Origin of the sequence: Klebsiella sp. 10982 (assembly GCF_048589245.1) — a bacterium.
GTDB lineage: Bacteria > Pseudomonadota > Gammaproteobacteria > Enterobacterales > Enterobacteriaceae > Klebsiella > Klebsiella quasivariicola.
The window spans coordinates 1-25,074 of record NZ_JBMAXV010000041.1 but is presented as its reverse complement, the minus strand read 5'-3'; the positions used below and the strand labels follow the sequence as shown (position 1 = coordinate 25,074).

Sequence of the window (25,074 nt, the reverse complement as noted above, 5' to 3'; positions counted from 1 at the left end):
GCTGTCAGGAGAATTAATCACTCACGGAAGACGCATAATCGTAGATGCACCCGCAATCGGGGGGGAGAAATGACGCGGGGAGGCCACTGGCGCTCGATACGCGGCGGGATCGCCGCCAGCACCGCCAGCAGGAGAGTGATAGCCAACAGCGCGCCTTCAAACAGCATCGGCGGAACGGCCATCAGCGACTTGGCGCTGAGCTCGCACGGCGTGACCGGCGCCTCGGCCTTATCCTGGCTTTGCTGTAGCGACGGGCTGTCGGCGGTGAGGTTCATGACCAGCGCGTGCATCCCGGCCATCCGTTGAGCGGTACAGGTCAGCACCACCAGACAGGCCAGGAGGACAAAAAGAATGGCTTTGCGTTGTCGCTTAATCATGATTGCCTCAAATATTCACGAGGCCTATCTTATCGGGCGAACGCGTTTTAGCAATGGTAAAGCTGTAAAGAAGTGTCTGACGGAGAAGTAATTTGCCCCCTCCCGGCCGGGAGAGGGCGGTCAATTACAGATTCTCGCCGTTGCTGGCGATGACCTCTTTGTACCAGTTAAAGCTCTTCTTGCGCGAGCGGGACATATCGCCGGTGCCGTCGTCGTGTTTATTGACGTAGATGAAGCCGTAGCGTTTGCTGTACTGGCCGGTAGTGAAGGAGACGCAGTCGATGCAGCCCCATGGGGTATAGCCCATCAGATCGACGCCGTCATAAGTGACCGCTTTGATCATCTCTTCCACGTGGGCGCGCAGATAATCGATGCGGTAGTCATCGTTGATGCTGCCGTCGGCTTCTACTTTGTCGTAGGCGCCAAAGCCGTTTTCCACGATAAACAGCGGCTTCTGGTAGCGCTCATACAGTTCACACAAGGAATAGCGCAGGCCGACCGGGTCAATCTGCCAGCCCCAGTCGGAGGCCTTGACGTGCGGGTTCGGCACGCTGCCTTCGAAGCCGGAAATGGCATCGCCGGTACCGCCTTCGGCTTTCACCGCGTTGGTCATGTAGTAGCTGAAGCCGAGATAGGCGCAGGTGCCTTCGCGCAGGATCTGCGCGTCGCCGTCTTCCATCTTGATGTTGAAGCCGCGGCGTTCCCATTCATTCAACACATAGCTCGGGTAGTAACCGCGCAGCTGGACATCGGTAAAGACGTAGCGCTCGCGCATCGACTCCTGGGCGAACATCACATCTTCCGGTTTGCAGGAGTAAGGGTAGAGGGCGACCATCGCCAGCATGCAGCCGACCTGCATTTCCGGGTTGATACGACGGGCCGCTTTCACCGCCAGCGCGCTGGCGACGAACTGATGATGCAGCACCTGGTACATGGTCTCTTCCGGGTTTTCATGCTCGGTATAGACCACGCCGGAACAGCAGTAGCCGAACAGCGGCGCGCGCCAGTTACGCTGGTTATTGATCTCGTTAAAGGTCATCCAGTATTTCACTTTGTGCTTATAGCGCTCGAAGACCACTTCGGCGAAGCGCACAAAGAAATCGACCACTTTGCGGTTGGTCCAGCCGCCGTACTGCTGGACCAGATGCAACGGCATTTCAAAGTGGGAAAGGGTGATCACCGGCTCGATGTTGTACTTCAGCAGTTCATCGAACATGTCATCGTAGAATTTCAGCCCCTCTTCATTCGGCTGGGTTTCGTCACCCTGCGGGAAGATGCGGGTCCAGGCAATAGAGGTGCGGAAGCACTTGAAGCCCATCTCAGCGAACAGTTTGATGTCTTCTTTGTAGTGGCCGTAGAAATCGACCGCTTCGTGGTTCGGGTAGTATTTGCCCGCTTCGACCTGGTGGGTGATTTCGCGCGGCACGCCGTGCGCCCCACCGGTCAACACATCGCAGATGCTGGGGCCTTTGCCGCCTTTATTCCAGCCGCCTTCAACCTGATGCGCGGCGACCGCGCCGCCCCATAAAAAGTCTTTTGGAAGGGTCAATTTTTTCATCTTTGCTAATCTCTCTGAATCACTATTGCGATTGAGTCTAACAAAGCGAAAATGAAAGTCACGATATAACAAATTCCGCTAAACGTAATATGTTACATAGAAAAAACAGGTTGTTATTTTTAGCTGATTTTGCGCGCTAATTTACGCCCGAGCGATTCGAGAATATAGATCACCGGAATTTGCGTCGTAATATCGTAGACGCCGCCAATGCGCGTCTGCGGCACGTGCCAGGAGAGATTGAAGTCAGCCAGTTTCGCCAGCCGCGAATGCTCATGGCTGGTAATCGACATCACCTTACAGCGGTGCAGGTTGAACTGGCTGGCGAAGCGCAGGATCTCTTCGGTTTCGCCGGAGACGGAAAGCACAATCGCCAGCGCGTTACGGGCCATATCGTTGGTTACTGGAAAATAGGGATCATCAATATGGTTGCTGAATTTACCGACGTTGGAAAAGAAGCGCGCGCCATATTTCGCCAGCGCGCCGGAGGTGCCGGCGCCGACGAAAATAATACGTTCGGAGGCGAGAATAATATCGACGGCCCGGTCGAGTAATTCGTCAAATTCGTCATTGTTGACGCTTTTAAAAAAGCTCATTATTTCGCTGGCGCCGATATTTGCCTGTTGAGGCTCATTCTGCTCGAGATATAATTTAAAGCGCACGCGAAATTCAGAGTAGCCCTCGCACTGCAGTTTGCGGCAGAAGCGCAACACGGTGGTGGTGGAGACCCCGGCGGCCTCGGCCAGTTCGCGAATGGTCATGTACATCACTTTGTCACGATTTTTGATGACATAGTGATAGACCATCATCTCAAGGTTATTGAGACTGGCGACAGCGGCGTGGGAGAACATACTCACAGTGGCGAACTCACAATTCATAAAGACCAGGACGGAATTATATCATGCAGGCCAATGACATTACCTTTTTTCAGCGTTTTCAGGACGACATCCTCGCCGGGCGCAAAACCATCACTCTCCGCGATGCGGCGGAATCACATTTTAAACCGGGTGACGTCCTGCGCGTTGGGCGCTATGAAGACGACGGCTATTTTTGCACCATCGCCGTGACCGCCACCTCGACGGTGACTCTCGACACGCTAACCGAAGAGCATGCCCGGCAGGAGAATATGACTCTCGAACAGCTGCGGCAGGTCATCAGCGACATCTATCCTGGCGAGAGCCAGTTTTATGTCATTGAATTCAAAATGCTTTAAGATAATCAGGAACAGCTGTGAGTTGAAATAAAAATGTAACTTTATGATTTTAAAGTATTTACAAATATACATCTTTTTATTTTAGCTAACAGGTGTTCACTGGAATCATTCTCAGTTACCCTAAGTGGGCAATGAAAGCGTTCTTGTTTTCACGGAGTCAAATATGGTTCGCAAACCATTAATCACTCAGGGATATTCTCTGGCAGAGGAAGTTGCCAACAGCATCAGCCACGGGATCGGGCTGGTGTTCGGTATCGTCGGCCTCGTGCTGTTGCTGGTGCAGGCGGTGGACACTAATGCCGGCGCGACGGCGATCACCAGCTACAGCCTGTACGGCGGCAGCATGATTATGCTGTTCCTCGCCTCCACGCTCTATCACGCAATCCCGCATCAGCGGGCGAAACAGTGGCTGAAGAAATTCGACCACTGCGCCATCTATTTGCTGATTGCCGGAACCTACACGCCGTTTTTGCTGGTGGGGTTGAATTCACCGCTGGCGAAGGGGCTGATGATTGTTATCTGGAGCCTGGCCCTGCTGGGGATCCTGTTTAAGCTGACGATTGCGCACCGCTTTAAAATTTTGTCGCTGGTGACCTATCTGACGATGGGCTGGCTGTCGCTTATCGTGGTCTATCAACTGGCGGTGAAGCTGGCGGTGGGTGGCGTAACGTTGCTGGCGGTCGGCGGGGTGGTGTACTCGTTGGGGGTCATCTTCTACGTCTGCAAACGCATTCCCTATAACCACGCTATCTGGCACGGCTTCGTGCTCGGCGGCAGCGTGTGTCACTTCCTGGCGATTTATCTATACATCGGTCAACACTGACAAAAAGCCCCAACAGGGGCTTTTTGGTGACTCGTTCTGACTACTTCCACGGTGGCGCTACGCTTACCGTGGCTACGGTTATCTGCCGCCTGGAAATCCCATGGTGGCGCTGCGCTTACCGTGGCTACGGTTATCTGCCGCCTGGAAATCCCACGGTGGCGCTGCGCTTACCGTGGCTACGGTTATCTGCCGCCTGGAAATCCCACGGTGGCGCTGCGCTTACCGTGGCGACGATACTCTGCGGCCTGGTAGCCCGGCTAAGGCGCAAGCGCCGCAAGCCGGGAACTGTTCCTTAATTTTCTTCCAGCGAATACGGCAGCGGTTCAATGCGCAGGCTGCCGGCATCGTCGCGCACGCGGAACAGGCTATCCGGCTCCATATCGTTATTCATCACCACCTGCACCAGCAACTGGCCATCATCGAGCTGAACCGCCGCAAGCACCGTACCGGTGCGGCGCCAGTTATCGCCCATTTTCAGCTCCAGATCTTCCCCGGCTTCCGGCACCCGGCTGGCGGTCCCTGACAGCGTCCACAGCGCACGCTTATTGGCGCCGCGGAATTTCGCCCGCGCCACCATTTCCTGGCCGGTGTAGCAGCCTTTCTTGAAGCTGATGCCGCCCAGCGCCTGCAGGTTGGTGGCCTGGGGTATGAACTGCCCGCTGTTGGTGCTGTCGATAACCGGCAGACCGGCTTCAATATTCAGCGCCAGCCACTGCTGGCTGTTATTGAGCTGCGCTTCGCCGCGCAGCGCGTCGGTGACGCGGTTGGCGGTGTCGACATCGGTCACCAGCAGGAAGCGTTCGCCCGGATGTTCAAACCACAGCAGGCTGGTGGCGCCTTCGCTAACCACCGGTGTGGCGGCATCGGGCAGGGCGGAAAACAGCGGCGCCAGCGCAGCGCGCGCCTGAAAGCCGGCAACCCCCAGCAGAACCAGATCGTCGTTGGCGGCGATAGTGACTTTGGAGAAGACGGCATATTTTTTCAGCTCGGTCAGCTGCGCGTCGCGCAGGCTGCGGCGCTCAATCCATGCAAAGCCGCCGTCGCGACGAAATACGCGCAGATTGCTCCACATCTTGCCTTTGGCGTCACAGTGCGCGGCAAGCAGATGCTGAGCATCGGTGAGGTGACTCACATCAGCGGTAATCTGGCCTTGCAGATACTTTTCGCTATCTGGTCCGCTGATGGTCGCCAGCGCCCAGTCATCCAGGGTCATCAGCGTTAACGGCAGACGAGCGGAAGAGGAAGGCTGACGCGGAGGAAAAGGTGTAAAAGCCATAGTCGTATCCTGAATCGCTTTACGCAGTGTGTGTGACCAATGGTAAAAGAGCTATAGTGCATTGCAAGTGCTTTCAACAGGCCATTTGTGCGCTGACGTCGGGCAACGGCCTGGGGCGGGTAAGTAATAAGCCCATCATTATTTTATGGTTTTTATGGAATGATGCTCGCATTCAGCGATATTCCTGTAAAGTTACGGCATAAAACGGGTTAAACTAACCTATATTTTGCTGCTGGAAGATCAACATGGACATTAACAATAAAGCACGTATCCACTGGGCATGCCGCCGTGGGATGCGTGAACTCGATATCTCCATCATGCCGTTCTTTGAGTATGAGTACGATACCCTCAGCGATGCTGACAAACAGCTGTTCATTCGTCTGCTGGAAAATGACGACCCGGATCTGTTCAACTGGCTGATGAACCACGGCAAACCGGCCGATGCGGAGCTGCAGCGGATGGTAACCTTAATTCAGACACGGAATCGGGAACGTGGTCCTGTGGCAATCTGATCTCCGTATCTCCTGGCGCGCACAGTGGTTTTCTCTGCTGCTCCACGGCGTGGTGGCGGCCCTGGTGCTGCTGGTTCCCTGGCCGCTAAGCTACACCCCGATTTGGCTGCTGCTGCTGTCGCTGGTGGTCTTTGATTGCGTGCGTAGCCAGCGGCGGATCCATGCTCGTCGCGGGGAGATAAAACTGCTCACCGACTCCCGTCTTCGCTGGCAAAACGCTGAATGGGAGATCCTCGGCACACCATGGGTTATCAATAGCGGAATGTTACTGCGTTTGCGCCATGTCGATACCCGGCGCGGGCAGCATCTGTGGCTGGCGGCGGACAGCATGGATGCCGGAGAGTGGCGCGACCTGCGCCGGCTGGTGATGCAAAAACCGGCGCAGGAGTAAGCGGCGTCAGGAAAAGTGTTCGGCCATTTCGCCGAGGATCTGCTCGCACCAGCTCTGGATGCGCTTGTCGCTCAGGTCGTACTGGTTGGTTTCATCCAGCGCCAGGCCAACGAACAGTTGGCCATCGGCGATCACCGGTTTCGGGCTGGTGAACTCGTAGCCTTCGGTTGGCCAGTAGCCGACAAACTTCACGCCTTTGGTCGCCAGCTTGTCGTGCAGCATGCCCAGCGCGTCCAGGAACCATTCGCCATAGCCCAGCTGATCGCCCATGCCGTACAGCGCAACGATTTTGCCCGCCAGATCGAGGGTATCCAGCTGGTCCCAGACCGCCTCCCAGTCTTCCTGAATTTCGCCGAAATCCCAGGTCGGGATGCCGAGGATCAGGACATCGTACTGGCTCATTAGCGCGGGGGAATCATCTTTCAGATTGTGCAGCGTCACCAGCTCGGGGCCGATGATATCGCGGATTTTCTCCGCGGCCATTTCGGTGTAGCAGGTGCTGGAGCCGTAAAACAGACCTATATTCATCGCGTAAACATCTCGATTCTTGCCGTGAATAGCGGGCAGTGTACCAGAAAGGCATGCTCTTAAGGCATAATGAGAGCGTTTAACGAACAAAGAGGCCGATGTGAAACAGGATCTGGCACGAATCGAACAGTTTCTCGATGCCCTTTGGCTGGAGCGGAATCTGGCGGAGAATACGCTCAGCGCCTATCGCCGCGATTTGACGATGCTCGTGGAGTGGCTGCATCACCGCGGCCTGTCGCTGGCCAGCGTCGGCAGCGACGATCTGCAGGCGCTGCTGGCCGAGCGGCAGTCCGGTGGCTACAAAGCCACCAGCACGGCGCGCCTGCTGAGCGCCGTGCGTCGTTTCTTCCAGCATCTGTACCGGGAAAAAATTCGCCCGGACGATCCCAGCGCGCTGCTGGCCTCGCCAAAGCTGCCGCAGCGGCTGCCGAAAGATCTCAGCGAGGCGCAGGTTGAGCGCCTGTTGCAGGCGCCGCTGGTGGAGCAGCCGCTGGAGTTGCGCGATAAAGCGATGCTGGAGGTGCTGTATGCCACTGGCCTGCGCGTCTCGGAGCTGGTGGGCCTGACGATGAGTGATATCAGCCTGCGTCAGGGCGTACTACGGGTTATCGGTAAAGGCAACAAAGAGCGGCTGGTGCCGCTGGGGGAGGAGGCGGTACTGTGGGTGGAAAATTACCTTGAGTATGGCCGCCCCTGGCTGCTGAACGGCGTGGCGTCGGATGTCTTATTTCCCAGCCAGCGCGCCCAGCAGATGACGCGCCAGACCTTCTGGCACCGCATTAAACACTACGCCGTACTGGCGGGGATCGACAGTGAAAAGCTCTCCCCGCACGTGTTGCGTCATGCGTTCGCCACGCATTTGCTCAATCATGGCGCCGACCTGCGCGTGGTACAAATGCTGTTAGGACACAGCGATCTCTCCACCACGCAGATCTACACCCACGTGGCGACCGAGCGTCTGCGACAACTTCATCAACAGCACCACCCGCGGGCGTGAGTGCTGAATAAAAGGACTGAGTATGAAAAAAGGTTTATTGATGTTCACCCTGCTGGCGGCTTCCCTTTCGGGGGCGGCGCATGCCGATAGCGCGGCAATCAAACAGTCGCTGGCGAAGCTGGGTGTGCAGAGCACCGATATTCAACCGTCGCCGGTTTCCGGGATGAGCACGGTGCTGACCGACAGCGGCGTCCTGTACGTTACCGACGATGGCAAGCACGTCATCCAGGGGCCGATGTACGACGTGAGCGGCACGCAGCCGGTCAACGTCACTAACCAGCTGCTGTTGGGTAAGCTGAACGCGCTGAGCAACGAGATGATCGTCTATAAAGCGCCGAAGGAGCAGCACGTCATTACCGTCTTCACCGATATCACCTGCGGCTACTGCCACAAGCTGCATGAGCAGATGAGCGATTACAACGCGCTGGGGATCACCGTGCGCTACCTGGCTTTCCCGCGCCAGGGACTGCAGAGCCAGGCGGAGCAGGACATGAAGGCCATCTGGTGCGCGAAAGATCGTAACAAAGCGCTGGATGACGCCATGAGCGGCAAAGGCGTGCAGCCGGCGAGCTGCAGCGTGGATATCGCCAAACATTACACCCTCGGCGTGCAGATGGGCGTCAACGGTACGCCGGCGATGGTCCTCAGCAACGGCATGGTGCTGCCGGGCTATCAGGGGCCGAAAGAGCTGAAGGCGTTCCTTGACGAGCATAAAAAACAGACAAGCGGTAACTGATTCGCGTGAAACAACAGATACAACTACGCCGCCGCGAGGCGGTTGACGGCGTCGAACTCCCCGCCGGCCTGCCGCCGCTACTGCAGCGGCTGTATGCCAGCCGCGGGGTGCGCAGCGCGCAGGAGCTGGAGCGCAGCGTCAAAGGCATGCTGCCGTGGACGCAGCTTACCGGCGTTGAAAAAGCGGTCGAGATGCTGCACGACGCATTCCTGAAAGGATTGCATATTGTGGTGGTCGGCGATTTTGACGCTGACGGCGCCACCAGCACTGCGCTAAGCGTACTGGCCCTGCGCGCACTGGGCTATAACAACGTCTCCTATCTGGTGCCCAACCGTTTTGAGGACGGCTACGGCTTAAGCCCGGAAGTGGTCGATCAGGCGCACGCCCGCGGCGCGCAGATGATCGTGACCGTCGACAACGGGATCTCATCGCATGCCGGCGTTGATCATGCCCATGCGCTGGGGATCCCGGTGCTGGTGACCGATCACCACCTGCCGGGCGATACGCTGCCGGCGGCGGAGGCCATCGTTAATCCCAACCTGCGCGATTGCGACTTCCCGTCGAAATCACTGGCCGGGGTGGGGGTGGCGTTTTATCTGATGCTGGCGCTGCGCACTTTCCTGCGCGATAAAGGCTGGTTTGAGGCCCGCGGCATCGCTGCGCCAAACCTCGCCGAGCTGCTGGATCTGGTGGCGCTTGGCACCGTCGCGGACGTGGTACCGCTGGATGCTAACAACCGTATTCTCACCTGGCAGGGGTTAAGCCGCATTCGCGCCGGCAAATGTCGGCCCGGCATTAAGGCGCTACTGGAAATTTCCAACCGCGATCCGCAAAAGCTGGCGGCCAGCGACCTCGGTTTTGCCCTCGGGCCGCGCCTGAACGCGGCGGGACGGCTGGATGATATGTCGGTCGGCGTGGCGCTGCTGCTATGCGATAACATCGGTGAAGCGCGGGTGCTGGCCAACGAGCTCGACGCGCTCAACCAGACGCGCAAAGAGATTGAGCAGGGGATGCAGGCCGAAGCGCTAACGCTCTGTCAGCAGCTGGAGCGCAGCGCCGATACTCTGCCCGGCGGACTGGCGATGTACCATCCCCAGTGGCACCAGGGCGTCGTTGGCATTCTGGCATCACGCATTAAAGAGCGCTTCCATCGCCCGGTTATCGCTTTTGCGCCCACCGGCGACGGCACGCTGAAAGGCTCCGGTCGCTCCATTCAGGGGTTGCATATGCGCGATGCGCTGGAGCGCCTTGATACGCTTTATCCTGGGCTAATCCTGAAGTTCGGCGGCCACGCGATGGCGGCGGGGCTTTCGCTGGAAGAGGCGCGTTTTGACGAGTTTCAACAGCGCTTCGGCGAGCTGGTGACCGAATGGCTGGATCCCGCATTATTGCAGGGCGAAGTGGTCTCCGACGGCCCGCTGACGGCGGCGGAGATGAGCATGGAAGTGGCGCAGATGCTGCGCGATGCCGGGCCATGGGGGCAGATGTTCCCGGAACCGCTGTTTGATGGTCGCTTCCGCCTGCTGCAGCAGCGGCTGGTGGGCGAGCGCCACCTGAAGGTGATGGTCGAGCCGGTTGACGGCGGCCCGCTGCTGGACGGTATCGCCTTCAACGTTGATACTTCCATCTGGCCCGACAACGGCGTGCGTGAAGTCCAGTTAGCCTACAAGCTCGACATCAACGAGTTCCGCGGCAACCGCAGCCTGCAGCTGATCATCGATCACCTCTGGCCAAATTGACAACAGTGTAGGAATAAGGGCGCGAATCCGGTAGAATTCCGCTCTTATCACCGCATTTTGACAAATCCATTAAAAGAAACCGACCATGTTTGAAATAAATCCGGTAAAAAACCGCATTCAGGACCTCACGGAGCGCTCCGACGTTCTTAGGGGGTATCTTTGACTACGATGCCAAGAAAGAGCGTCTCGAAGAAGTAAACGCCGAGCTGGAACAGCCGGACGTGTGGAACGAACCCGAACGCGCCCAGGCGCTGGGTAAAGAGCGTTCTTCCCTGGAAGCCATCGTAGATACCCTGGATCAGATGTCCCAGGGGCTGGAAGATGTTGCCGGCCTGCTGGATCTGGCCGTGGAAGCGGACGACGAAGAAACCTTCAACGAAGCCGTCGCCGAGCTGGATACGCTGGAAGAGAAGCTGGCGCAGCTTGAGTTCCGCCGCATGTTCTCCGGCGAATACGACAGCGCCGATTGCTACCTCGATATTCAGGCCGGTTCCGGTGGCACCGAAGCCCAGGACTGGGCCAGCATGCTGATGCGCATGTACCTGCGCTGGGCGGAAGCCCGCGGCTTTAAGACCGAGATCATCGAAGAATCCGAAGGTGAAGTCGCGGGGATTAAATCCGTGACCATCAAGATCATTGGCGATTACGCCTACGGCTGGCTGCGTACTGAAACCGGTGTTCACCGTCTGGTGCGTAAGAGCCCGTTCGATTCCGGCGGCCGCCGTCATACCTCCTTCAGCTCCGCGTTTGTTTATCCGGAAGTGGAAGACGATATCGATATCGAAATTAACCCGGCCGACCTGCGCATTGACGTATATCGCGCCTCCGGCGCCGGTGGTCAGCACGTTAACCGTACAGAATCCGCGGTGCGTATTACCCATATCCCGACCGGGTTGGTGACGCAGTGCCAGAACGACCGTTCGCAGCACAAGAACAAAGACCAGGCCATGAAGCAGATGAAAGCGAAGCTTTATGAGCTGGAAATGCAGAAGAAAAATGCCGAGAAGCAGGCGATGGAAGACAACAAGTCCGATATCGGCTGGGGCAGCCAGATCCGCTCTTACGTGCTGGATGACTCGCGTATTAAAGATCTGCGTACCGGGGTGGAAACCCGCAACACTCAGGCGGTGCTCGATGGCAGCCTGGACCAATTTATCGAAGCAAGTTTGAAAGCAGGGTTATGAGGAACCAACATGTCTGAACAACAAGCACAGGGCGCTGACGCGGCAATTGACCTTAATAATGAACTGAAAACCCGTCGCGAGAAGCTGGCTGCGCTGCGTGAGCAGGGCGTCGCTTTCCCGAACGATTTCCGTCGTGACCATACCTCTGACCAACTGCACGCTGACTTCGATGGCAAAGAAAACGAAGAGCTGGAAGCGCTGAACGTTGAAGTGGCCGTTGCTGGCCGCATGATGACCCGTCGTATCATGGGGAAAGCGTCCTTCGTGACCCTGCAGGACGTTGGTGGCCGCATTCAGCTGTACGTGGCGCGTGATGACCTGGCGGAAGGCGTTTACAACGATCAGTTCAAAAAATGGGACCTCGGCGACATCATTGCCGCCCGCGGTAAGCTGTTCAAGACCAAAACCGGTGAGCTGTCTATCCACTGCACCGAGCTGCGTCTGCTGACCAAAGCCCTGCGCCCGTTACCGGACAAATTCCATGGCCTGCAGGATCAGGAAGCGCGCTATCGTCAGCGTTACCTCGATCTGATCTCCAATGATGAATCCCGCAAGACCTTTAAAGTGCGTTCGCAGATCCTGGCGGGCATCCGTCAGTTCATGGTTGGCCGCGGCTTTATGGAAGTGGAAACCCCGATGATGCAGGTGATCCCGGGCGGTGCTTCCGCGCGTCCGTTCATCACCCATCATAACGCGCTGGATCTGGACATGTACCTGCGTATCGCGCCGGAACTGTACCTCAAGCGTCTGGTGGTCGGCGGCTTCGAACGCGTCTTCGAGATCAACCGTAACTTCCGTAACGAAGGGATCTCCGTTCGTCATAACCCTGAGTTCACCATGATGGAACTCTACATGGCGTACGCGGATTACAAAGATCTGATCGAGCTGACCGAATCCCTGTTCCGCACCCTGGCGCAGGACATCCTCGGCAACACCGAAGTGCCTTACGGCGACCAGGTGTTCGACTTCGGCAAACCGTTCGAAAAACTGACCATGCGCGAAGCGATCAAGAAATACCGTCCGGAAACCGAGATGGCGGATCTGGATAACTTCGATTCTGCGAAAGCGATCGCTGAGTCTATCGGCATCAAAGTTGAGAAGAGCTGGGGTCTGGGCCGTATCGTGACCGAGATCTTCGAAGAAGTGGCGGAAGCACACCTGATTCAGCCGACCTTCATCACCGAATACCCGGCGGAAGTTTCTCCGCTGGCGCGCCGTAACGACGTGAATCCGGAAATCACCGACCGCTTTGAATTCTTCATCGGCGGCCGCGAAATCGGTAACGGCTTTAGCGAGCTGAACGACGCCGAAGACCAGGCGCAGCGTTTCCAGGATCAGGTTGATGCGAAAGCCGCAGGCGACGACGAAGCGATGTTCTACGATGAAGACTATGTCACCGCGCTGGAACACGGTCTGCCGCCGACCGCGGGTCTGGGCATCGGTATCGACCGCATGGTCATGCTGTTCACCAACAGCCACACCATCCGCGACGTTATTCTGTTCCCGGCAATGCGTCCGCAGAAATAATCGCCCTTCGCGAAAAGCAAAAAACCCGGCTTGCCGGGTTTTTTTATGTCTGATGTGAGGTCCGAAGACTGGCGTAGCGGGGAGTCCCGGATAGCGGCGTAAACGCCTTATCCGGGCTATGCGACGGCGAGCCGTAGGCCTGTGCAAGCGTAGCGCCGCCGGGCAGTGATGACAGGTACAGGCTGCGCCTGGCCTGGAGAATATTCAGCTTACGCGCGCAGGCGTGCAACGAAACCGATCAACGCCTGGCGGGCGTCCTGGTTTTCCGCTTCCAGTACCATCCACGGGCTGAACGCCCACGGCGTGGCGGCCAGCGCGCTTAACATGGTTGGCAGGTCAACCCACTGATAGTCCATGACTTCATCGTCGTTAGGCTGCAGCTCACTCACCACGCGCGCGGCATATACCGGGCATACTTCGTTCTCAACGATGCCGTTCGGGGCAACCGCCCGGTAGCGGAAGGCCGGGTGAACCGGCGCGATATCGGCAATCTCCACGCCGAGCTCGAAGCGACAGCGGCGCGTAACGGCCTGCTCGAAGGTCTCGCCCTGCTGGGGGTGTCCGCAGACCGAGTTGGTCCACACCCCGGGCCAGGCCTTTTTGCCTAGTGAACGGCGTGTGACCAGGAACTGTCCCTGCTCATTGAACAGCCAGCAGGAAAACGCGAGGTGCAAAGGGGTATTGAGCGTGTGGGCGGCATACTTCTCCAGCATACCGGCAGGCTGATCCTGCTCATCCAGCAAAATGACGTGTTCCCCGGCCATAACGACTCCTGAAAATAAAAAATGACCCGGCACAAACCCGCCGGGTCATGTACTCAGGCGACTAGGGTAGCCCATAAATGGGAGAAAGGCATTACCAAAACAAGCCCTGGCAGCATGTTGGCGACCGGGAAAAGCTTAATGTTGCAGATGCGTAATCCCGTGGCCACCATCAGCAATCCACCGGCGCAGGAGAAATCCGCCATCATTGACGGGGTGATCATCGGCAGAATAAACACTGCCAGCATCGCCAGCGCCACCTGAATCACAATCTGCGGGATAGCGATGGTCATCACCGCGTAGCCCAGCAGCGTCGCGAAGATCCCGGCGGTAAACAGATCGAGGATCGTTTTAATGTACAGGATCGATGGATCGCCGCTCATACCTTCGGTCATGGCACCAAAAATACCGGTACCGCTGGCGCAAAACAGGACCAAAATAGCCACGAATTTTTCGGTGAACTCTTCGTGACCTAATCCCTGAACGGGAGGCAGGACTTTATTAATCAACCCACGCGTTGATCCCGCCGCGCGACCGATACGTTTTTCCAGGTGCAACAGTTCGCCAAGGAAAGCGCCGAGTACCATCGCCAGCACTACCGCCGGCATATATTTCACCTTCAGCACCAGGGTGATCCCCAGGCCGACGGAGCAGAGACCAAAGGTCATCGGCAGAGCTGTTTTGACGCGTTCCGGAAGTTTGCCTCCGGCCATTGCGCCAATTAATCCGCCGATAATCACGGCGGAACCATTTACATACGGACCAATTAACATTGCGAGTTCCTGTTACGCGTAATGCAGCTCGCCCTCACCCCAGCGTGGGATGTTATTGACCTCCAGGCCAAACAGGTCAAGCGCGCGGTTTACGCTATGGGTAATAATGTCATCTGCGCTTTGCGGACGCTGATAGAGCGCGGGCACCGGCGGAAAGATGATGCCGCCCATCTCGGTCACCGCCGCCATATTGCGTATATGGCCGAGATTAAGCGGCGTCTCGCGCGCCAGCAGCACCAGCCGTCGGCGTTCCTTAAGCACTACGTCCGCCGCGCGGGTAAGCAGATTATCGGTGAGACAATGGGCGATAGCGCCCAATGACCGCATCGAGCAGGGGGCGACTAACATCCCCAGCGTTTTAAACGAGCCGCTGGAGATGGACGCGCCCAGGTGGTTGATGGGATGTACCACGTCAGCCAGCGCCATCACGTCGTCTAAGCGGTAATCCGTTTCCAGTTCGCAGGTTTTTTCCGCGCCTTTGGAGACCACCAGATGAACCTCTACCGCCAGTGGCCGCAAGAGTTCCAGCGCTTTGACGCCGTACTGGAACCCGGAAGCGCCGCTAATGCCAATGATGATGCGTGGTGTCATGGTATTCGCCCTTATTCGAAGTCCGGCAGGAAACGTTTAACATCAACCGCTTTGAATTTAGAGCGCTCAAAGTTGTGTTTCAGATGGAACGGTACGGTGCAGTCGAAAATGGTTTTGCACGACATTCCCTGCTGCAGCACGCTCGGGCTGTATTCTGGCACCTGCGACGGGTCGAGCGGATGGCAGCGCACGCCCGGGATCATTACGGTATCGACATCACCCTGGTAGCGGGTTTGCATCGCCCACAGCACGTCGTCGCTATCGAAAATATCAACGTCTTCATCCACCAGAATGACATGCTTCAGCTCAGGGAAGGCAGAGAACGCCAGGAGCGCCGCCTGGCGCTGGCGGCCTTCATCGGCTGGAGACGACTTTTTGAATTGCAGCACCGCCAGCAGCTTGCCGCCGCCCGCCGAGTGGGCGAAGACGTTGAGCAATTTGCCCGGCATGGCGCGTTCTACCATATCGAGAATACTCGCTTCGGTCGGGATCCCGGCCATGTTGACATGTTCTTCGCCTGGCCCGACGGTGGTGCGCCAGATGGGGTTGATACGATGGGTGACAGCTTTGACTTTAATGACCGGAATCGCCTCTTTGGCTTCGCCGGTATAGCCCGGGAACTCCGGCATCGCGCGGCCGGTATGGGTGTTTTGATCTTCACGCACGCGCACGTTCGGCAGCAGCTCGCCTTCAATAACGATTTCAGCGTGAGCGATGGCTTTTTCATTAATGGTTTTACACTGCACCATCTCCACCGCACGGCCACGCAGCGCGCCGGCGATGCTTAGCTCGTTGAAACCCAGCGGGGTAGTCGGCGGCTCAAAGCAGGCGGCGATTTCGATAGCCGGATCCACGCCGATGCTGATCGAAATAGGTAGCGGCTGGCCCGCCGCTTCAGCTTTCATGCGGAAGGCATCGATATGACGACCCGGCGTCAGCCACATTGAAAGCTCATCGCGGCTCTGAACACACAGGCGGTGAATGGTGATATCGGATTCACGAGTTTGCGGATCGGAGGCGTAGCACAGGCCCATGGTGATATACGGGCCGGCATCTTCTTCGGTGTTGGTTGGCGCAGGCAGCAGTTTACGCAGATCGAAATCAGCATCGCTGGCGAGGTGAACCACTTCCTGGCATACCGCCGCGCCCTGCACCATGGTTGGGGCAATAGCATTTTCAACGGAATCTTTCAGCAAATGACCCAGTTTTGCCGGCTCACACTGCAGGAACTGGCTAACGCGCTGGCGCGAGCCGTTCAGACCGATGGCTACGCTGATATCGTCGAAGCCCTTAATTTTGTTAAAGACCATGACCGGGCCGTTCTTGCGTGTTGGACGCTGGCAGGTGCCGCCGGCGCCCACGTAGCGGTAAACGCCGGAGAGTTCGGCATGGGGATCGACTTCGGTATCGGTTTCAACATATTCGCCAGGCAGCGTTTTTAACAGCGCCAGAGCCGAACGTAAATCATGTACCGGTGACGGTGTTTTTTTATCTGAGTTTGCCATGAGTGTTCCTTTGAAAAGCAATTTTGCTAAGCGCACAATATTTTTCTTCGATAAATTAAACAAATACCGTTTACCGGATGCTCAGTAGATCAAAAAAGTTGGCTTTAAAAAAATGTTAATGAACAATTAATCAATATGGTGAATTTAACGCGGCTTTTTATTTCTCAGCGTTAGTGTGATACTGCCCGGAAGATAATTAATGAGGTCGGTCATGGATCTTAAACGCTTACGTTATTTTTGCCGGGTAGTGGAACACGGTTCGGTGAGTCAGGCGGCGAAGTCGCTCAACATGGCGCAACCACCGCTCAGCAAGCGGATTCAGGAGCTTGAAGAAGAGCTGCAGGTTTCGCTTTTCGAGCGCCGCGGCAACCGCATTGAACCGACGGAAGCGGGGTATTTCTTATATCGGAAAGGCTGTGAAATTTTACGCCAGGTTGAGGATACTGCCCGCGAGACGGCTGATATTGCGCAAAAGGCCCGTGTGGAAGTACGTATTGGCTTAACTCATCTGTATCAGAATTATTTCCAGCCTTTATTAATGGAGCTCTATCGGCGCAACCCTGAGACCGCGATAAATATCTCGGTGACCGACTCAAGTCATCTGGAAACATTATTAAATGAAGGTGCTATCGACCTGGCGTTAATACAGCGGCCTTATCGCAGCGAAGGCTTCGATTATATCTCCTTCGACCCCATTAAACTGGTAGCGGTCATTAATAAAAAATGTCTGTCGCAGCCGCCTTCCAACCCCTATGACTACAATGCGCTGGCGGCGATGCCGCTGGTGCTGCTGCACCGGGCGAAAGATTCCGGCACCTATGAAATGCTAATGGACCTGTTCCGTAAATCCGGCGTTAGCGCGAAGGTGATTATGCATATTACCCAGCCCGGAGTGATCCTCGACTGGCTGGAGGACGGGCTGGAAGCGGCAACATTGCTGCCATCTTCGGAAGTGAATGCCGAAAAACTGCCTCATTGCTATGTGGTTGATGTCTTCCCCTCACCGCAGATATTTTATCCGGCGCTGGTGAAATTGCCGTCGATGCCGTATCTCCCGGCGCTGATGGATATTATCGCCGGGGGTTATCCGTTTATCGCGCCGAGGAAGTAGAGATCAGAGAAAAAGCGTAGAGCATTGGGGATTGTGGCATGGACTGGTATGATATTCGCCCTGGTTGCGAGGTAAGTGGTTGTGTTAAGTGCAGGATGCCTGATGATGAAACGCGTTTATATATCACTGATGCTGGTGGCAAGCCTGGTGCTGGCCGGCTGCTCCAGTACGTCCGATTCTGGTGCCACTTATACCGTCAAACGCGGTGATACCCTGTATGGAATCTCCCGCACCACCGGCACCAGCGTTCGCGATCTCGCCCGTCTGAATAACATCTCGCCGCCTTACACCATTGAGGTGGGGCAGAAGCTGAAGCTTAACGGCAGCAGTTCGGCGAAGACGACGAAGAAAAAGTCTTCCTCTACGCGCACTGCAGCGGTTACGCCTTCTTCCGCGGTACCTCAGTCCTCCTGGCCGCCGGTGGGGCAGCGCTGCTGGCGCTGGCCGACCAGCGGCAAAGTGGTCCTGCCTTATTCCACCGCCGATGGCGGCAATAAGGGCATTGATATTGCCGGGACCCGCGGGCAACCGGTATATGCCGCCGGGGCGGGCAAGGTGGTGTACGTCGGCAACCAGCTGCGCGGCTATGGTAATCTGATCATGATTAAGCACAGCGAGGATTACATCACTGCCTACGCCCACAACGATAAGCTGATGGTGAATAACGGTCAGAGCGTGAAAGCCGGCCAGCAAATTGCCACCATGGGCAGTACGGATGCCGATTCAGTGCGCCTGCATTTCCAGATCCGCTATCGGGCGACGGCCATCGATCCGCTGCGCTATCTGCCGCCGCAGGGCAGTAAACCTAAGTGCTAAAAGGTTATTTTATCGCCAGTCAGTATCCGGCGGGCTTGTCACAGGGTGCGTAAGGGCTATAATGCTTCTCGCACCTCTTCGCGGGCGTAGTTCAATGGTAGAACGAGAGCTTCCCAAGCTCTATACGAGGGTTCGATTCCCTTCGCCCGCTCCATTACACTTCTGAATCACCTCTATCTTATTGAATCCCTTGGCGATACGGCGAAAGCCTGATTGCAGAGTTACTTACTGTAACCTTCTGTGTAACCCTTCATCGGGAATAATTCATACATGGGACTCTCTGTCGCTGATTACCAGCTATGTCCATCATCATTACCTAAAGAACTATGTACTCGTGCCGTCTGCTATCTCTATCAGCGCAACGGAATCTACTATTGCCGACTGAAAGCCTATTTATCAATGGACGTCTGGACGGCTAAATGTGGTTCTGTCAGAATATCCTCAGTCTCACTCAGGACACGGAACAGGAGAACTGCTATGCGTCACCATCATCACATCAAGTCAGCACTGAGGGCTATCCATGCCGATAACCCATTATTGACTTATGAAGACATGCGCGGTCATCTTCGAGAGATGGCTGAGATGGAGCTATCGTTAGGTCGTTCAGATATTTTCGAACCGGATATGATGGATATTTACCGTGATCAGTATGGAGAACTTGGGGAGAGTCTTGTTGACGCTATTGCTAGTGAACCATTAACTGTTGACCAGCATCGTTACATTAACGAGGCGCAAGATGTAATCAAGGCCTGCATGGCGAGGGTAGAGGGAAACAGCCAGCCACTGATTGATTATATTGACGGGTTTGATGGAGGAGTGAGGCAGTCGGCTAAGCAGGAGGTAGAAAGCGTAGAGCCACGCCCAGCGGTCACATTAAGATTCCTCGTTGAGCAGTACGAAAAGGAGAATGTTCAGAACTGGAAGCCAGCGACTTTAAAAGAGAACCAGGCGTCGCACAGTACACTCATTGAGATTTTTGATTATCTGGGGCTGACGGACCTGACTGCAATTACCCGAGCGAACATGCTTGAGGTTCGTGATGTGCTCCAGAAGATACCGAAGAACCGTAAGCAACGCTTCAAGGATGTCTCATTGGTTGACCTGCTGGCTACTGGAGAAGCCTACGAGTACATGGATGTGGTGACAATCAATAATAAATATCTGGTCAAGATGGCAGCCTTGTTTAAGTGGGCTGTACGCAATGACCTGTTAATCAAGAACCTGACCGAAGGTTTAGAGCTAAAAGTGCCACCAAAAAAGGCCTCAGAAGCCCGTAAAGCGTTCTCAGTGGGACAAGTGTGTCAGCTTATTGATGCCGCTAAGAGATACGCTCAGAAGCCTTCTGGTAAACCATATCATTACTTTGTTGTTACGCTGGCAGCCATTACCGGGGCAAGACTGAATGAAGTCGCTCAGATTCAGGTTAGAGATGCCAGGATCACCGAGGCCGGGACCGCTTATATTCATATCAATGAAGACACTAGCACTCTGCCCGGTAAGAGCATCAAGAACCCATATAGTGAGCGCCGTGTGCCTCTGGTCGATGGAGCCTATGGTTTCGCATTGACTGACTTTATGGCGCTTGTAGAGGCCCGTAGAAGCGCTGGAGGTGAGGACGCTATGGTGTTCGATGGTCTGAAGCTAATGAAGAATGGTTATGGCGAGCAGGTTAGCAAATGGTTTAACCGGACGTTGTTACCTAAGGTCGTGGTTGACCGTGACGGATTGGCGTTCCATTCATTCAGACATACAGTTGCGACTCAGTTAAAACAACAAGGTGTCGAATTGGCGTACGCTCAGGCGATTCTGGGACATAGTTCAGGGTCAATAACCTACGACCGATACGCTAAAGAAGTCGAAGTTGATAGATTGGCTAATGTGCTGACGGGTGTTTATAAGGAGATGGGAGTAAATGGCTGAATATTATCCAGCAGAGTTTGAAAAATCTGAGTTTAACTGTCCGTACTGTGGGGTATTTGCACATCAGGACTTTCACTCCTTGATTTATAAACCTTGGAATTATTCAAATGACACGAAGCCTACAGAGCTAAGTACTTCATCCTGTAGTCACTGTGAACAGTTAGCTTATTGGTATAAACAATCTTTGATTATTCCAGCGTCGGGTAACGTTGAGATGCCAAATCCAGATATGCCGGAAGACTGTAAGTCCGACTACTTGGAAGCCCGGAGTATTGTCAATCTGTCTCCTAAAGGAGCCGCTGCGCTTCTCCGTCTGTGCCTTCAGAAACTCATGGTCCACTTAGGCGAACCGGGTAACAACATTAATGCTGACATTAAATCTCTCGTTGAGAAGGGGCTGCCTCCTCGCATCCAGCAAGCAGCAGACATCTGTCGTATCGTTGGAAATCAGGCGGTCCATCCCGGAGAGATTAGCCTTGATGATGACCCTCAGTTGACGCATGGTCTCTTTAAGCTCTTGAATATCATTGTCGATGACCGAATCACAAGACCTAAAGAAATCGAAGCGATGTTCCAGAGTATGCCTGAGGGGCCGCGTCAGGGCGTCGAAAAGCGGGACAAAAAGAGCGCATAAGATAGTAACGACTCACTATGGGATAGCTCGTGTTCGGCAATCCTATAGTGAACTCTTATTGCTTGAATATCTTGTCGATATTTATGAATTAAAATTCACCTTTGGTAATCCTTGTGTTTTTCATTAATTGATTGTTTTATATATGGATTTTAATTAACCCTCACTATAGGGAGAGACACCCATAGGAACAACATAAAGTTTTCTCATTCACGAACACGCATTGATATACAGACTGCTCATATGGCTAGAGTTCTGGTTGAACCAAATAGCCTCTCGTATTCATCCATGCGCTACAGCCCTCCCTTTGCACGTTAGCAGCACGTTCGGCGACGTTTGCATTAACCCTCACTTCAGGGAGGAGAGCGACACGTTCGAGACAGCACGTTCGAGACACTTACGGTTCCCATCAGTAGCGAGCAACAACGGCTACGCTCATACGCAACGTCAACCGATAGACGAGACCCGAAGGCAGACTGATTGGAAACCATCAGCCTTCATAGTGTCGAGCTTGTATCAGGTCATACGGCAACGTTGCATTCATTAACGTAAACCTTCATACCTTTCAGGGCGGGTAACATCAGACACCACACGCGCATTGCTTCTAATGTGCTTCTTAAGTGGACTACAGAGATGGGAGGTTGAATAGACGAATTAACAATAATACAGGGCGGAAACTCATAGTTAGCCCTTTAGGTTATATTTTTTAGAATAATATTGGTCTTATGAAATAAGCCATAATAACTTAAGTAAACCCTGGGATTTAGATAATAGATTTAATTAAAGACACAATTAAGAACACCCTAAAGAGGTGACGGTAATATTAGTCATTAACAATCACCATACTTAGAGATGCCTTGTAGTTGGCTGTGCGAGACATTTTACAGGATTGAATTAATTACACCCACTATAGGAGGAAAACACACACAACTTGCTGGTAGTACGCTTTCGGTTCTTCTGCTGGTTCCGACTCAACGCTGGCACCACCAACAACACTAGCAACGTGTCTCCCAGCTATTCACACCGTGCCGCCGCAAGTGCACATCACTATTTTAACCTCAAAGCCATTCTGTCTGCACCCTGTTGTCCTGCTGGTCTCCCTATTTCGTGGGGCTTTGAGTAGACCAGTGGGGTGCGGCCTGAGGATGCAGACAAAAGGAATCACGAAATTATGAACAATCAATCGAGCAATTCAATTATTAATCTTGACCAGCTTATCTCAATGACTTCCGTAGACATTGCTAAGATGACAGGTAAAGAACACAAACACGTCATGCGTGATATTCGTAATATGGTCGAAGAACTTAATGGCCCAAATTCTGGAGGGCGAGATTCTGGCGGTCCAAAATTGGACTGCGAGATTGCCGGAATATCCGAAGACACCTTTACAGATTCTCGTGGTAAGACGCAGCCGCTGTACCATCTCGACCGAAAGCATACCTTTATATTGGTCGCTGGTTATTCTGCTCATCTCCGAGCCAAGTGTTACGACCATATTCAGACGCTAGAACGTCGAGTCCTCCAACTGGAAGACCAGAAGAAGCGCGCAGCCATTCAGTCAGCTAACCGTCGAGGCGTGACATGGGGTGATTACTGCAAGGCCAATGGCCTCCCCACTCAGAAACTGATGACCATCCTTAAGCGCGAGCGCAAGCTGTTTAAAGTAAAACCACGTAGTGGTGAGTGGTCAGTAAATCCTGCCTTTGCGGAATACTTTCGGATTATCAAACCTACTGACCGTCGATTCAACCCGAACGGTATCAACATTCGGTTTAACGCCAAGGGGCTGGAGTTCTTCAGTCAACCTGAAAACGTGCTCAAGATGCGCGGAAAAGTAATCGCCATTCACGGTAATGATTCTGACAAACAGCGACACCTACAGGCAGTAGCAAAGATGGGATGCCTTAATTATGGACAAGCTTGACTCATCGGATACATGAAAGCTGTAAAGCCCTCCGCTTAATGACCGTGGACACCAAAGCGCTGAACATTGCTCTGGGTCAGCCTGTCGAAGCAACCCGCCCGTATTACTCCAAGGTTACTCTCTTATTTGAACGGGCATAAGTCGGATGTGCTATGTCTCGTGGTAACTAAAACATGTTTGAACTCTGTCGGTAGCAATCATAGATTTTAACGATCAATATTTTGGTAATAATAGAAACAAACGATCAGAGCGATGACTGTAATCGCGTTATCATTAGAATTAGCTATTGTCTTCTGAGGATATAAATTTGTTTGGGATTTTTAAGAGAAAGGTAAAAACGGAAAGACGCTACGATGTGACACCTATCCATTCCGAACTTGTCGTGATGTCTGCGGGTCTAATAAGCAAACAAACCGAGATGTTTAATGCAATTACGGATGAGGAAAGGAGGGAGGAAGTAGGTCGCCCGTATTTATCTGCGGGATACATTTCACCTTGGGTTATTGGGTATATGGCTGGGTGTTTGGATGCAGTCACTCAAACTGAGGCTAACAGGATGAAATATACGTCCGAAATGCTGGGGCTACTTTTTTCAGTCATTTTTGGTGATGATAAGTCTCAGGAAGCAATGATAACTTATATATCGTGTAACGAAGCCAGTTCGCCGGACCATGCTTTTCATGTTACGTATGAAATTTATATGAGTGGTCTTGTGAAAGCCTTTAATGAGGTATGCGAGAAGAAGCCGGTAGTTGGGCTCCTCAACTATTTAATGCAGGATAAATAATATCCTCGGTCCCACTCCGCGAGAATCACTTAAAAGCCCCATAGAGGTAACACTCTAGGGGTTTATTTTTTTTATAATATAACATATCGAGTAAGCGTAGACGCCAGTAGTACTATTAGTATCACTATTAGAAGCGTCTAGTGGTGATCAGAGCGCCTTATAGCAATACCTACAGCTACCAATGGGCACATCTTTTGAAAATTACCACAAAAATCTGAGCGGTTATCCAATAATTAAGCCCACCTTAGGGCCCCCATACGCCCACCTTGTTACCCTTGGGAGGTCATGCCTTGGCGCACTGAGTATCTTTTAAGTACACGCCAGTGAGACTAGTCGGACAGTACCGTTTTGAGTATCAAAACGTGGTTGTCATAAGTCTAATGATACTGTATCTTTAGTGTCATTTAAATGATACTTAGGGCAGGGAGAGACATAATGGGCAAGACTTTTGGTTACATCCGAGTGAGCAGCAAGGACCAGAATGAAGCACGTCAGGTGGAAGCGCTTAAGGGTCTTTGCGATGACCTGATGATTGACAAGGTATCTGGCAAGGATGCTGACCGTCCAGCACTACAGGAGCTACTCAAGGTGGTTCGTCGTGGTGATGTCGTGGTAGTCAAGAGTGTGGACCGATTAGCCCGTAACACAAAGGACCTTCTGACTATCCTTGAGACCCTTGTTGACGCTGGCGTTACGGTTCGCTTTATTGATAACCAGATGGTCTTTGATGATACGCCCACCAGCCGCTTTATGATTACCATGTTGGGGGCTGTAGGTGAGCTTGAGCGTTCGTTCATCAGGCAGCGTCAGAGTGAAGGTGTGGCGATAGCTAAGGCTGAGGGCAAGTTTAAGGGCCGTCAAAAGGATGACCAGTTAAGGACTGAGGTGGTGAAGCTGTTGGGCCGTGGAGACTTGAGCGCTGACCAGATTGCTAAACTTGCTGGATGTGGGAGAGCTACAGTGTTCAGAATTAAGAAGGAGTTAAGTAATGAGGTTGCTAAGTAAATCTCACTATCTCCCTTGGTCAATCTGTTAAGTCGTCTATCAGTTGTTAACTCAACGTCAGAACTTATTGACCATAAGGGCCTATTAGCTGTAACTTCCCATGTAACCCGAGGGATTCTTCGGTGCTTTAGAATCAAATGGTTAACGATTGGAACTACTGTCAGTTCGATTCCCTTCGCCCGCTCCAAACACACTTCTCCTAACGTCTACTCAAATCAACCAAACCCAGCAATCACAAGGCATTAGCCAGTATCTCTGTATTCTGACGTAAACTAACGTCTACTCAAATCTATACATTCATGTGTATAGTAATGCGTATAGCTCGTGCTCTACACTTTGGAACTATACACAATGCCCCTCACAGACCTTGAAATCAGGCGCTCTAAGCCGCG

26 protein-coding genes and 1 tRNA gene are annotated in these 25,074 nt (G+C 53.9%); 18 read left to right on the top strand and 9 right to left on the bottom strand.

Features of this window, described 5'->3' with window-relative positions:
* Positions 1–17: 17 nt before the first annotated feature.
* The 3 genes from ACKLKD_RS22865 to ACKLKD_RS22855 all read right to left on the bottom strand — a co-directional run bounded on the left by ACKLKD_RS22865 (position 18) and on the right by ACKLKD_RS22855 (position 2,783).
* Positions 18–377 carry a hypothetical protein gene (locus tag ACKLKD_RS22865; RefSeq protein WP_025712496.1) on the bottom strand — a complete coding sequence of 120 codons (360 nt, stop codon included), beginning with the start codon at positions 375–377 and terminating at the stop codon, positions 18–20.
* Between the two features lie 124 nt (positions 378–501).
* Positions 502–1,935: a 6-phospho-beta-glucosidase BglA gene (gene bglA, locus ACKLKD_RS22860; protein ID WP_025712495.1), complete on the bottom strand. Its 1,434-nt coding sequence runs from the start codon at positions 1,933–1,935 to the stop codon at positions 502–504.
* A 119-nt stretch (positions 1,936–2,054) separates the two neighbouring features.
* Complete coding sequence (locus tag ACKLKD_RS22855; protein ID WP_025712494.1) at positions 2,055–2,783, bottom strand: MurR/RpiR family transcriptional regulator; 729 nt, start codon at positions 2,781–2,783, stop codon at positions 2,055–2,057.
* A 50-nt stretch (positions 2,784–2,833) separates the two neighbouring features.
* Between ACKLKD_RS22855 and yqfB the strand changes: the two genes are divergently transcribed.
* From yqfB to ACKLKD_RS22840, 3 genes are all read left to right on the top strand, one after another.
* Positions 2,834–3,145, top strand: a complete 312-nt coding sequence (gene yqfB, locus ACKLKD_RS22850) for a N(4)-acetylcytidine aminohydrolase (protein ID WP_025712493.1) — start codon at positions 2,834–2,836, stop codon at positions 3,143–3,145.
* A gap of 163 nt (positions 3,146–3,308) precedes the next feature.
* Complete coding sequence (gene trhA, locus ACKLKD_RS22845; RefSeq protein WP_087805901.1) at positions 3,309–3,968, top strand: PAQR family membrane homeostasis protein TrhA; 660 nt, start codon at positions 3,309–3,311, stop codon at positions 3,966–3,968.
* 26 nt (positions 3,969–3,994) lie between these two features.
* Positions 3,995–4,264, top strand: a complete 270-nt coding sequence (locus ACKLKD_RS22840; protein WP_132312317.1) for a hypothetical protein — start codon at positions 3,995–3,997, stop codon at positions 4,262–4,264.
* Here the strand turns inward: ACKLKD_RS22840 and ygfZ are convergent.
* A complete protein-coding gene (gene ygfZ, locus ACKLKD_RS22835; RefSeq protein ID WP_025712491.1) occupies positions 4,261–5,244 on the bottom strand; it encodes a tRNA-modifying protein YgfZ in 984 nt (327 codons plus the stop codon). The genes ACKLKD_RS22840 and ygfZ overlap by 4 nt on opposite strands.
* A gap of 245 nt (positions 5,245–5,489) precedes the next feature.
* On the opposite strand from ygfZ, the gene sdhE reads away from it, so the two are divergent.
* Complete coding sequence (sdhE, locus tag ACKLKD_RS22830) at positions 5,490–5,756, top strand: FAD assembly factor SdhE (RefSeq protein WP_002916312.1); 267 nt, start codon at positions 5,490–5,492, stop codon at positions 5,754–5,756.
* Positions 5,737–6,147: a protein YgfX gene (locus ACKLKD_RS22825; RefSeq protein WP_025712490.1), complete on the top strand. Its 411-nt coding sequence runs from the start codon at positions 5,737–5,739 to the stop codon at positions 6,145–6,147. The genes sdhE and ACKLKD_RS22825 overlap by 20 nt, the downstream gene beginning before the upstream one ends.
* Positions 6,148–6,153: 6 nt before the next feature.
* Here ACKLKD_RS22825 and fldB read toward each other — a convergent pair whose 3' ends face one another.
* On the bottom strand, positions 6,154–6,675 hold the full coding sequence (fldB, locus tag ACKLKD_RS22820; RefSeq protein ID WP_025712489.1) for a flavodoxin FldB: 522 nt from the start codon (positions 6,673–6,675) through the stop codon (positions 6,154–6,156).
* 100 nt (positions 6,676–6,775) lie between these two features.
* Here fldB and xerD point away from each other — a divergent pair, with 100 nt between their 5' ends.
* The 5 genes from xerD (at position 6,776) to lysS (ending at position 12,858) form a co-directional block, all read left to right on the top strand.
* Entirely contained in the window at positions 6,776–7,672 is an 897-nt protein-coding gene (gene xerD / locus ACKLKD_RS22815) for a site-specific tyrosine recombinase XerD (RefSeq protein WP_025712488.1), read from the top strand.
* Positions 7,673–7,694: 22 nt separating this feature from the next.
* Positions 7,695–8,408 carry a bifunctional protein-disulfide isomerase/oxidoreductase DsbC gene (dsbC, locus tag ACKLKD_RS22810; RefSeq protein ID WP_080897037.1) on the top strand — a complete coding sequence of 238 codons (714 nt, stop codon included), beginning with the start codon at positions 7,695–7,697 and terminating at the stop codon, positions 8,406–8,408.
* A gap of 5 nt (positions 8,409–8,413) precedes the next feature.
* Positions 8,414–10,147, top strand: a complete 1,734-nt coding sequence (recJ, locus tag ACKLKD_RS22805) for a single-stranded-DNA-specific exonuclease RecJ (protein ID WP_087805899.1) — start codon at positions 8,414–8,416, stop codon at positions 10,145–10,147.
* Between the two features lie 85 nt (positions 10,148–10,232).
* Positions 10,233–11,331, top strand: a protein-coding gene (gene prfB / locus ACKLKD_RS22800) for a peptide chain release factor 2 (RefSeq protein WP_095858446.1) whose coding sequence is annotated in 2 segments (ribosomal slippage) — positions 10,233–10,307 and positions 10,309–11,331 — 1,098 coding nt in all. Because the reading frame shifts where the segments join, the coding sequence is not laid out codon by codon here.
* 9 nt (positions 11,332–11,340) lie between these two features.
* Positions 11,341–12,858, top strand: coding sequence for a lysine--tRNA ligase (lysS, locus tag ACKLKD_RS22795; RefSeq protein ID WP_002916299.1), 1,518 nt, complete (start codon positions 11,341–11,343; stop codon positions 12,856–12,858).
* 209 nt (positions 12,859–13,067) lie between these two features.
* Here lysS and idi read toward each other — a convergent pair whose 3' ends face one another.
* Genes idi through ACKLKD_RS22775 form a run of 4 tightly spaced genes read right to left on the bottom strand, consistent with a single transcriptional unit; the run spans position 13,068 to position 16,488 of the window.
* Positions 13,068–13,622 (bottom strand): isopentenyl-diphosphate Delta-isomerase, encoded by a 555-nt coding sequence (gene idi / locus ACKLKD_RS22790; RefSeq protein ID WP_025712485.1) that lies wholly within the window; start codon positions 13,620–13,622, stop codon positions 13,068–13,070.
* Between the two features lie 53 nt (positions 13,623–13,675).
* Positions 13,676–14,392, bottom strand: coding sequence for a DUF554 domain-containing protein (locus ACKLKD_RS22785; RefSeq protein WP_025712484.1), 717 nt, complete (start codon positions 14,390–14,392; stop codon positions 13,676–13,678).
* A gap of 12 nt (positions 14,393–14,404) precedes the next feature.
* Positions 14,405–14,983, bottom strand: coding sequence for a UbiX family flavin prenyltransferase (locus tag ACKLKD_RS22780; RefSeq protein WP_025712483.1), 579 nt, complete (start codon positions 14,981–14,983; stop codon positions 14,405–14,407).
* Between the two features lie 11 nt (positions 14,984–14,994).
* Positions 14,995–16,488, bottom strand: coding sequence for a UbiD family decarboxylase (locus ACKLKD_RS22775; protein ID WP_025712482.1), 1,494 nt, complete (start codon positions 16,486–16,488; stop codon positions 14,995–14,997).
* Positions 16,489–16,699: 211 nt separating this feature from the next.
* On the opposite strand from ACKLKD_RS22775, the gene ACKLKD_RS22770 reads away from it, so the two are divergent.
* From ACKLKD_RS22770 to ACKLKD_RS22735, 8 genes are all read left to right on the top strand, one after another.
* Positions 16,700–17,599: a LysR family transcriptional regulator gene (locus tag ACKLKD_RS22770; RefSeq protein WP_087805897.1), complete on the top strand. Its 900-nt coding sequence runs from the start codon at positions 16,700–16,702 to the stop codon at positions 17,597–17,599.
* A 102-nt stretch (positions 17,600–17,701) separates the two neighbouring features.
* On the top strand, positions 17,702–18,415 hold the full coding sequence (actS, locus tag ACKLKD_RS22765) for an amidase activator ActS (protein WP_025712480.1): 714 nt from the start codon (positions 17,702–17,704) through the stop codon (positions 18,413–18,415).
* 80 nt (positions 18,416–18,495) lie between these two features.
* Positions 18,496–18,569 (top strand) — tRNA-Gly (locus ACKLKD_RS22760).
* 323 nt (positions 18,570–18,892) lie between these two features.
* A complete protein-coding gene (locus ACKLKD_RS22755) occupies positions 18,893–20,335 on the top strand; it encodes a site-specific integrase (protein ID WP_420061988.1) in 1,443 nt (480 codons plus the stop codon).
* Positions 20,328–20,969 carry a DUF4145 domain-containing protein gene (locus tag ACKLKD_RS22750; RefSeq protein ID WP_087805893.1) on the top strand — a complete coding sequence of 214 codons (642 nt, stop codon included), beginning with the start codon at positions 20,328–20,330 and terminating at the stop codon, positions 20,967–20,969. The genes ACKLKD_RS22755 and ACKLKD_RS22750 overlap by 8 nt, the downstream gene beginning before the upstream one ends.
* A 1,168-nt stretch (positions 20,970–22,137) precedes the next feature.
* Positions 22,138–22,890: a Rha family transcriptional regulator gene (locus ACKLKD_RS22745; protein WP_087805891.1), complete on the top strand. Its 753-nt coding sequence runs from the start codon at positions 22,138–22,140 to the stop codon at positions 22,888–22,890.
* A gap of 307 nt (positions 22,891–23,197) precedes the next feature.
* On the top strand, positions 23,198–23,677 hold the full coding sequence (locus ACKLKD_RS22740) for a hypothetical protein (protein WP_087805889.1): 480 nt from the start codon (positions 23,198–23,200) through the stop codon (positions 23,675–23,677).
* Between the two features lie 435 nt (positions 23,678–24,112).
* A complete protein-coding gene (locus ACKLKD_RS22735; RefSeq protein WP_226632252.1) occupies positions 24,113–24,682 on the top strand; it encodes a recombinase family protein in 570 nt (189 codons plus the stop codon).
* Positions 24,683–25,074: the final 392 nt, after the last annotated feature.

Bases quoted from the DNA above. Each gene is read 5' to 3' on its own strand.
- ACKLKD_RS22865 (WP_025712496.1), bottom strand. From the start codon at position 377: ATGATTAAGCGACAACGCAAAGCCATTCTTTTTGTCCTCCTGGCCTGT.
- bglA (WP_025712495.1), bottom strand. From the start codon at position 1,935: ATGAAAAAATTGACCCTTCCAAAAGACTTTTTATGGGGCGGCGCGGTC.
- ACKLKD_RS22855 (WP_025712494.1), bottom strand. From the start codon at position 2,783: ATGTTCTCCCACGCCGCTGTCGCCAGTCTCAATAACCTTGAGATGATG.
- yqfB (WP_025712493.1), top strand. From the start codon at position 2,834: ATGCAGGCCAATGACATTACCTTTTTTCAGCGTTTTCAGGACGACATC.
- trhA (WP_087805901.1), top strand. From the start codon at position 3,309: ATGGTTCGCAAACCATTAATCACTCAGGGATATTCTCTGGCAGAGGAA.
- ygfZ (WP_025712491.1), bottom strand. From the start codon at position 5,244: ATGGCTTTTACACCTTTTCCTCCGCGTCAGCCTTCCTCTTCCGCTCGT.
- sdhE (WP_002916312.1), top strand. From the start codon at position 5,490: ATGGACATTAACAATAAAGCACGTATCCACTGGGCATGCCGCCGTGGG.
- fldB (WP_025712489.1), bottom strand. From the start codon at position 6,675: ATGAATATAGGTCTGTTTTACGGCTCCAGCACCTGCTACACCGAAATG.
- dsbC (WP_080897037.1), top strand. From the start codon at position 7,695: ATGAAAAAAGGTTTATTGATGTTCACCCTGCTGGCGGCTTCCCTTTCG.
- lysS (WP_002916299.1), top strand. From the start codon at position 11,341: ATGTCTGAACAACAAGCACAGGGCGCTGACGCGGCAATTGACCTTAAT.
- idi (WP_025712485.1), bottom strand. From the start codon at position 13,622: ATGGCCGGGGAACACGTCATTTTGCTGGATGAGCAGGATCAGCCTGCC.
- ACKLKD_RS22785 (WP_025712484.1), bottom strand. From the start codon at position 14,392: ATGTTAATTGGTCCGTATGTAAATGGTTCCGCCGTGATTATCGGCGGA.
- ACKLKD_RS22780 (WP_025712483.1), bottom strand. From the start codon at position 14,983: ATGACACCACGCATCATCATTGGCATTAGCGGCGCTTCCGGGTTCCAG.
- ACKLKD_RS22775 (WP_025712482.1), bottom strand. From the start codon at position 16,488: ATGGCAAACTCAGATAAAAAAACACCGTCACCGGTACATGATTTACGT.
- ACKLKD_RS22770 (WP_087805897.1), top strand. From the start codon at position 16,700: ATGGATCTTAAACGCTTACGTTATTTTTGCCGGGTAGTGGAACACGGT.
- actS (WP_025712480.1), top strand. From the start codon at position 17,702: ATGATGAAACGCGTTTATATATCACTGATGCTGGTGGCAAGCCTGGTG.
- ACKLKD_RS22755 (WP_420061988.1), top strand. From the start codon at position 18,893: ATGCGTCACCATCATCACATCAAGTCAGCACTGAGGGCTATCCATGCC.
- ACKLKD_RS22750 (WP_087805893.1), top strand. From the start codon at position 20,328: ATGGCTGAATATTATCCAGCAGAGTTTGAAAAATCTGAGTTTAACTGT.
- ACKLKD_RS22745 (WP_087805891.1), top strand. From the start codon at position 22,138: ATGAACAATCAATCGAGCAATTCAATTATTAATCTTGACCAGCTTATC.
- ACKLKD_RS22735 (WP_226632252.1), top strand. From the start codon at position 24,113: ATGGGCAAGACTTTTGGTTACATCCGAGTGAGCAGCAAGGACCAGAAT.